The organism is Gemmatimonadota bacterium (assembly GCA_022560615.1).
Taxonomy (GTDB): Bacteria; Gemmatimonadota; Gemmatimonadetes; order Longimicrobiales; family Gaopeijiaceae; genus UBA1138.
The window spans coordinates 1-7926 of the sequence record JADFSR010000072.1; the positions used below are offsets into that span (position 1 = coordinate 1).

8 protein-coding genes are annotated in these 7926 nt (G+C 64.0%); 6 read left to right on the forward strand and 2 right to left on the reverse strand.

The features are described 5' to 3' along the window. Both IIB36_19670 and IIB36_19675 read left to right on the forward strand, forming a co-directional pair. A partial coding sequence (locus IIB36_19670; protein MCH7533960.1) for a 1,4-dihydroxy-2-naphthoate polyprenyltransferase occupies nt 1-253 on the forward strand: 253 nt, incomplete at its 5' end. Then, on the forward strand, nt 253-1626 hold the full coding sequence (locus IIB36_19675; protein ID MCH7533961.1) for an AMP-binding protein: 1374 nt from the start codon (nt 253-255) through the stop codon (nt 1624-1626). The genes IIB36_19670 and IIB36_19675, both read left to right, overlap by 1 nt. A 110-nt stretch (nt 1627-1736) precedes the next feature. Here IIB36_19675 and IIB36_19680 read toward each other — a convergent pair whose 3' ends face one another. Then, entirely contained in the window at nt 1737-2414 is a 678-nt protein-coding gene (locus tag IIB36_19680) for a hypothetical protein (protein ID MCH7533962.1), read from the reverse strand. Between the two features lie 637 nt (nt 2415-3051). Between IIB36_19680 and IIB36_19685 the strand changes: the two genes are divergently transcribed. The 4 genes from IIB36_19685 to IIB36_19700 all read left to right on the forward strand — a co-directional run bounded on the left by IIB36_19685 (nt 3052) and on the right by IIB36_19700 (nt 7014). After that, nucleotides 3052-3651 (forward strand): prepilin-type N-terminal cleavage/methylation domain-containing protein, encoded by a 600-nt coding sequence (locus IIB36_19685; protein ID MCH7533963.1) that lies wholly within the window; start codon nt 3052-3054, stop codon nt 3649-3651. Between the two features lie 2 nt (nt 3652-3653). Next, nucleotides 3654-4040 (forward strand): hypothetical protein, encoded by a 387-nt coding sequence (locus tag IIB36_19690; protein ID MCH7533964.1) that lies wholly within the window; start codon nt 3654-3656, stop codon nt 4038-4040. 41 nt (nt 4041-4081) lie between these two features. Further along, nucleotides 4082-5206 (forward strand): hypothetical protein, encoded by a 1125-nt coding sequence (locus IIB36_19695; protein ID MCH7533965.1) that lies wholly within the window; start codon nt 4082-4084, stop codon nt 5204-5206. Between the two features lie 74 nt (nt 5207-5280). Next, nucleotides 5281-7014 carry a hypothetical protein gene (locus IIB36_19700; protein ID MCH7533966.1) on the forward strand — a complete coding sequence of 578 codons (1734 nt, stop codon included), beginning with the start codon at nt 5281-5283 and terminating at the stop codon, nt 7012-7014. A gap of 306 nt (nt 7015-7320) precedes the next feature. Here the strand turns inward: IIB36_19700 and IIB36_19705 are convergent, their stop codons facing one another. Further along, nucleotides 7321-7767, reverse strand: coding sequence for a c-type cytochrome (locus IIB36_19705; GenBank protein MCH7533967.1), 447 nt, complete (start codon nt 7765-7767; stop codon nt 7321-7323). Between the last annotated feature and the right edge of the window lie 159 nt (nt 7768-7926).

Sequence of the window (7926 nt, forward strand, 5' to 3'; positions counted from 1 at the left end):
CACGCGCGGCTCGCAGGTCGAGTATCTCATGATGCTGTTGGTCGCATTCATCGTTCCGGTTGTCGGGTGGCGCTCGTACGGCTGGCCCGCGGCTTCGCTCGCCGCGCTGCTGGTCGCTCCGCTCTGCCTCGCGCCCGTACGACGCGTCCTGACCCACACCGATCCAGCGGAGCTGTTGCCGGCGCTGGGCGAGACAGCCCGCGTCGTCGGCGTCTATGGCCTGCTGCTCGGGCTCGGACTCGCTGTTGGCTGATGGTCGTAGATCTGCTCGAGTGGGTGCTGGCCGGGAAGCGCGGGCCGACGGTAGACCCGGCGCGGGTCGCGTTGCTGTGGCCTGGAGGCTCCTGCACGTACGAGGAGCTGAACCGTCGGGTCGACGCGCGTGCGCGAGTTTTGGCGAGAGAGGGAGTGGAGGCGAGGGTGATCCGACCCTTCGTCGCCAGCAACGACGTGAACGGGATCATCACGCTGTTGGCGACGTGGCGGTGCGGGGCGACGGTCGTCCCGCTCAACCCAAAGCTGACCCGTGTGGAGGCCGACGTTGCGTGCACGACCCTTGAGCGGGCGGCAACGGGAGCACAGGTGATCCTGTGGACCTCCGGGACTGCCGGCACGCCGCGCGGCGTGGCGCTCTCGTTCGACAACCTGTGCGCCAACACCACGGCGGTCGGCGATCGGCTCGGCTCGAGTGCAGACGACGTGTGGCTGGCGTCACTCTCGATCGCTCACGTAGGGGGGCTCGTATTGGTCGTGAGGGCGCTCATGACCGGAGCCGCCGTATTCGCCGCGGGCGCGTTCGACGTCGAGGTCGCTTCGGATCTCATCGGCGGCCAGAGGCCTTCCAACGATGGGCGTCCGTCCGGCGGCGTGCCTCGTCCCGTCACGCATGTGTCGCTGGTGCCCACTCAGCTTCTTCGGCTTCTCGACCATCGAGCCGAGGGACCGCCGCCTTCGTTTCGGTGCGCGCTCATCGGTGGGGCGCATGCGCCCGCCGACCTGGTGACCAGGGCACTCGACGCGGGGTGGCCCATCTCTCTGACGTACGGCATGACCGAGATGACCTCCCAGGTGGCGACTGCACCTCCGGATCGCGTGCGAGCGAAACCGGGCGCCTTGGGTAAGCCGCTCGAGGGTGTGGAGCTGAAGATCGACGGGAGCGGGGAGATCCTCGTGCGGGGCGCCACGCGAGCCATCGGCTATGTCGGCTCCGATGAAGCCATTGCCGACGCTGACGGCTGGTATCACACCGGTGACCTCGGTCACATCGACGATGTGGGAGACGTGTGGGTCACGGGCCGCCGGATCGACCGCATCGTCTCTGGCGGCGTCACGGTCGACGCGGTGGAGGTCGAGGAGGCGCTGCGAGCGCATCCCGCCGTCGCGGACGCGTGCGTGGTCGGGGTAAGCGACGCTGAGTGGGGCGAAGTGGTCGGTGCGTGCGTCGTGCCCGCAGAGGGCGAGTTCGACCTCGATGCCGTCGACGAATCGCTGCGCGAGAGACTGAGCGTCGCGAAGTGCCCCCGACTCTGGTGTATCGAGAACGAGCTGCCGCTCAACGCGAACGGAAAAGTCGAGCGCGAGCGCGTCAGGTCGTTGCTAGAGGGCGGTCGGTCGCTCCAGGCCTGAACCGTCTCTGCTCATGTGACATGAATGGATGGCTGCGGGCGGGAGCCAGCTCCAGGGGTTGGTGACCGGTCCGGAATAGGAACGGCCCCCGCGCCGCAAGCCAAATGCAGTCAGTGGCTATCTCGAGGGATGCCAATCGAGATGCTCCCGTCCGGGTGATCCACGATGTCGCCCTCGGTCAGGAAGTCGGCGACGCCGTTCTCGTGACGCTCCACACCGAAGTCGATCGAGACCGGCTTCGAGCCGTTGACGATGCGTAGGCGCACGCCTGCCGCGGCTCGCCACGCCCCCACCACGTCCGAGAGATGCGTAGTGGTGCCGAAGCCGTGGTCGTCGTCCCAGCCGCTCAGTGACGAGTTCGTGAACCAGTACGAGAAGCCCATCGTGGCTCGCACGTAGGGTTCGACCACCCCGAGCGGCAACGCGAGCTCGGGCCCGAGCCCGCCGAACACGATGTTGTTCGTGGTGGTCAGGTCCAGCCCGATCCGGCATCCATAGGGCAGCGGCATGCAGTAACTCTGCCGTTCGTGCCCGTATATGAGGAAGCCGACGTCCCCGACAATGCGTAAGAGGCCGTAGTCGTCGACAGGGATCCCGACACCCAACTGTCCGCCGAAGCCCTGGTCGAAAAAGGCTCCCAACTCGCCCACCGGTTCCGCCGCGATAAACGTGATGCCCACATGTGCTTTGGGCCCTCGCTCACGTCGGTGTCGCTGGCCCTCTACTCCGGGGACCAAGGTCAAGAGCACCCCTACCACCGTCCAAGCAACCACCCACCCCCGTGTCATGATCGACTCCTGGTCGCGGTCCGTTGACGACCGGAAGTGCAGGACGTGTGCCGAGTTGCTTGGACTACGCGTAAGCGCTTACGCCAGAACGGCTAACGTGCGAAAGCACTGCACTGGCAGCGGCTCGATCCGACCCGTGGATGTCCCCCGGGGGTGACAGCGAGTGCCCGCTAACGCGCTCCCGAGAGGTGGAGGCGCTGCGCGCGGAGTGCGTCACGCTAACAGTCGGCTTGGGCATTGGGGCGGCCTGCGACAATAAGTATCGGCCGAACGACATTATTTTCTGCTGATTCGGGCGAACGCCGGCCGAACTGCGCGGAACTCCTGACCCGCCCCCGTGGCACGATTCTGGCAGGTCTACAGGGTCGCGCAATGCTCAGAACGGCCCATTCTCCGAGGTGCAAGGCCTCTCGCGGAGCCGCTCGAGCCGGCGCAGAGAACACATATGTCCTTGTGGATGTGTGCTCCGTAAAGTCGCACGAATAATCCAAGACTACTGAGTCAAGGTAGGCGATTAGCCACACGCCTACGATCCCACGGTCCCACCCCGGTGTGGGTCCATCGGATACATGGATAGTCTTCTCGAGGCGAGCCTGTCGGCTCTCCTCGCGAAGACACGCGACGGAGTCAAAAGACGATGTTCACCCTGCCTAGCTACAGCCGCGGGCCGCGGCGTGTAGTCCCTTCGAGGCGCGGATTCACGATCATCGAGCTGATCACAACGCTCAGCCTGATCACCGTGATGACCAGTGTCATGGCGCCACAGATCAACCTCAACAGGTTCAGACTCAACAGCGCGCTCAACGAAGTGGCGAGCGTGGTGATCGCCTCCAAGAGCAAGGCGATCTTGAGGCAGCACGACGTCATCCTCGTCTTTGACGAGGCCGAGAGCGAGTTCCGGATCCTCCTGGACGAGAACAACAGCGCCACGGCCGATGATGGGGAGAGCTTCCGCACCGTTCAGCTCCACGAGGGCGCCCGCTTCGGTCTTGGTGGAGCGCCCACGTTTTCGAGCGGGTCTGCTCCGATCACCTTCGCCAAACGTTTTGGCGGCCTGCCAAGGCTGTCCTTCCACCGAAACGGCAGCGCCAGCGAGGAGGGAGTGATCTACCTCACGTCCGCGCGCGCCGAGAACGGTGGATTCCCGGAAGACGCGCGTGCGATCGCCGTCGACCGAGCCACCGGGCAGGTGCGCTGCATGAGCTACTCGTCGCTCGTATGGAAGAGGGGCTGCTGACCATGGACCGCAACGGGTACAGCCTGATCGAGATGACCATATCGATGATGTTGCTCACCTTCGTCATTCTCGGAATGGGCACGAACGCAAGCCGCATGACTACAGCGGCACAGTCCGTCACGATCAAGTCTGAGGCCCTTCAGCATGTGGAGGATCGCCTCGACCTCATCACCATGGATCCTCGGTACGAGAAGCTCGACAGCATCTACGCAGGAACCGAGAACGGGCTTCCGGGCAGGGAAGGCTTCGTGAGAACGATCGTCGTGAAGCACATCCAGCAGCTCGTGACCGGCGGAGGCACGATCGACTACAAAGAAATTACGGTGAAGGTAACTGGCCCCGGTTTGCAGAAGGGACTCTCCCGCACCGCGGTGGTAGCCGCACCGTGATGGAGCCGTCTCGAGGCCCGGGACGCGCAGGATTCACCATCGTGGAGCTCATCATCAGTATCGGACTGTTCGGCATCATCCTGAGCGGAGCGCTCGGGTTCATGGTTGTCCAGAACCGCGCGTTCCTTCAAGGCTCCCAACGGCTGTTGGTGGTGCAAAGTCTGCGCTACGTGGTCCAGCAGTTGGAGATCGACCTCCAGACCGCTGGCAGCAATGTGCCGAGTGGCCAACCCAGCATGGTCTACGCGGGCTCGGACGTGATCGCGTTCACGGGGGATCACACGTCGAACCTGAGGAACGACGTCGCTGCCGTGTACGTGGATGTCGACGCGCCGAACGGGTGGGTCCAGGCGCCGCTCGGGCCCACGAGCCTTCCGGTGGCCGGCGTGAGTTGGCCGGATACGACGTATTCGACGCCTGCTGGAACGAACAGCCCTGCAGAGCTGATCACGATCTACTTCGAGCCGGACACGAGCACCGTCCGCGTCGACGACTTCGTACTCATGCGGCGCGTGAACAGCAAGGAGCCCGAGGTGGTGGCGCGCCGACTGCTTCGTCGGGACGCGATGCCGTTCTTCCGCTACTTCAGGCACCGGGGCTTCGCCGACCAGGCCACCGTGCTGGACAGTATTCCCGACGGAGAGATACCGTTGTATCACGCCGCGAAGATCCACGGATCGCCCGCCGATACCGGCAGCAGCGCCCGATCCGACAGTATCCGGGCTGTGCGGGTGAGCTACAGGGTCACGAACGGCCTCTCGGGGGCAGACGAGCAGTTCGCTGATGTATCTCGCGTCATCAGCCTGCCCAACCTGGGTGCCGGAGCGCTCAAGACGTGCGGAGCTGGGCCCATCCTAGGCGTGGCCCTGTTCCTGTCGCAGGTCGTCACAAGCGACGACACTCGCGCGGTGCGTCTCGCCTGGGACCCGGCGGTGGACGAGAGAGGAGGCGAAGAGGACGTCGTTCGCTACGTGATTTTCCGCCGCCTCTCCACTGACTCGGAATGGGGCGATCCCTACTTGAGCATACCGGCGGGCGCGCCGACCTACGTGTACGACGACACCGCCATCGAAGTGGGCTTCACATACGAGTACGCGATATCGGCCCAAGACTGTACGCCGACCTTGTCCGCGTTGTCCGACCCGGTCCAAATCTTGGTAAGCTAGGAGTGCATACCGCGCACCCTAGCCGCGTAAAGCGAACGCGGCACGGACGGGAGCCAACCAAGGAAGACGGTTTCGTGCTGGTCACGACCATGATGATCGTCCTTGTGATCGCCTCTTTGGTCACCGCTGCGGTCGTCGTGGCATCGAACCACCTTCTTGCCAACCGCTACTACGAGCGGCAGAGCATTCTGGAAGCCTTCGCCGACGCGGGACTGGAGCTGGCCCGTGCGCGAATCAACGGGGATCCTACGGTCTACCCGGACAGCGCGTACACGGTGCTCGAGAGCGGTGCGGCGGTAAAGGACGGTGACGGGGCAGTCGTTCCCGGCGTAAAGCGCTGGCTGTACGTCGGTCCCACCGGAGTGACCTCAGGGCAGTACGGGTTGTTCGGCAGCATCGTCTCCGTCGTCCGTGACGAAGGTGGCGGGGAGGTGATCCGCCGATCGCAGATCAATCAGGAGAGCTTCGCCAAGTTTGCCTATTTCACCGACATCGAGCCTACGAACATTTCCTTCGGTGGCGGTGACGTGATCTTCGGCCCGGTGCACAGCAACAGCGAGCTGAAGATCTACTCGTCCGGGGCCACGTTCCATGGCGAGGTCCGGACCGCCAAGTGGGTGCAGGGAGGTCAATACGGCACGTTTGCGAGAGGCTACGAAGAGTACGTGGCGCCGATCCCCATGCCCGCCACCGCTGATCTCGGCAAGCTTCAGGCCCAGGCGGCGGCCGGAGGTGTGGCCTTCCTGGGCGACAGCAACGGCGAGCTGGGCGAAGCGACCACGCGCATCGAGTTCGTGGCCCTCGACCTGAACGGAGACGGCGACCGGACCGATGCCGACGAGGGATTCTTCCGCGTGTATCAGTCGACCAACTCCGATTGGGTCGTCGGAAACGTTGCCACGGTCACCCGCCGAGTCCGAATCCGGGGGCGCTGGAGGTGGGTGACGACCACCGACATGCTCTCGTCGCAGAACTGTGGCTGGTGGGACGCCGGCGGAGTGTTCCGAGTGGCTGCCCAGGCCACCCCCGCCAGCGCTCAGGCCGGCCTGGAGTCGGCTACCCGACGGTGCTACCTGGGCGGATCCGATGCCATCAACGGGGGCTTCTTGCCGACGGATCCTAACGGGGCATGGCTCCGCTGGAACGGAGACCGGCACCCAGGCCTGGCCGGCCGGCCCGACGCCGGGTACTTGTTTCCGCTCGATCGCGCGTACAACCCGAACTTCAAAGGCGTGATCTTCGTCCAGGGCAAAGTAGCTCTCAGCGGTGAGCTCAGGGGCCGGGTGACCGTCGCTGCCAGCGACGATATCGTGCTGGCCGACGACCTCGTGTACGCGACGGATCCGGGCGCCGGCACCTGCCAGGACATCATGGGGATCTTCTCGGGCGACAAAGTCGTCATTTCGGACAACACGCTGAACGCTCCCGTTTCACCGGCCCCGGGGAGCGCCATGCGGACCTACGACGACACCAAAGACGAGTTCTTCCACGGCGTCATTCTGGCGCTCGACATCTTCACCGTCGAGAACTATTGGACCGGCGCTCGGGTGGAGGAGCCCTGCGAGGCGCGGCTCTGGGGCCGCGGCTGCATCTACATAACGGGAGGCATCATTCAGAAGACCCGGGGAGCGGTGGGAACGAGTTCGGGGACAGGCGGTCTCAAGCGCTACGCCTACGATCCCTGTGCGGCGGTGTCACCGCCTCCGTACTTTCCGACGACCGGTCATTTTGTGAAGGGTCAGTACTATCACGTGGATCCCGTCGGTTTCTCGGTGGCTGCCTACTACGACTTGCTGACGGCTGGCTGATGTCATGTGGGCGCCGACCTTGCTGCGCCAAGGCCGCCGCGCCCATCTTCGCCGGCCATGAGAACGAAGGACACGCCTGATGTCAGCACCTACGAGCAGATCCAGCGACAGCCAGCCTACAGGTCATGGTATGGTCACGTATCTCTTGGTCTATTCAGATCCTATATTCTTGGCCAGACCCTAGGGTCACGGTCCAAAACCCGCAGACCAACTCCACATCGACCCGCCGCTTTCGTTGAAGTCCGCAATCTCGTGCCAGACAGGAGTTTTCGGCACGCACAAGACACCCCTCGAACATCGCGAGTCTCACGGAAGCCCGGTGAGTGCCCGCAGATAAGCAGCCAGCTGCTTCTTCTCGTCCGGATTGAGCTGAAGCGGCGCGATTCTGGAGTCCAGGTTCGGGTTGGGGTTCCCGCCCCGGTCATAGTGCTCGATCACTTCCTCGAGCGTATCCATGCTGCCGTCGTGCATGTATGGTGCTGTGCGGGCCACGTTCCGGAGCGAAGGTGTGTTGAACTTCCCGCGGTCAGATATCTGACCCGTGACTTCGAATCGCCCCAAATCAGTGCTGCCCCATCCGACACCTGTGTTGTGGAACCGCTCGTCACTCAGGAGCGGGCGGTTGTGACATGCCACGCAGTTGGCCTTTTCGCGGAACAGCTCGAACCCGGCGCGGGCATCGGGGCCGAGGGCCGACTCATCTCCCGAGGCGTAGCGATCGGCCGGGCTGTTTCCGGATCGGAGGGTCCTCACATAACTAGTTCGCATCCGGAAATTCACAACCACATAAGAGACAACGAGTAACGGCGCATCCGGGGGTTGCCTTATCCATGTGTAGCGCGTAGGTTGTTGATGCCTAATCACAGCCTACAAGCACACAGGGGAGACCACCGAATGCGCCGTCACGAACAG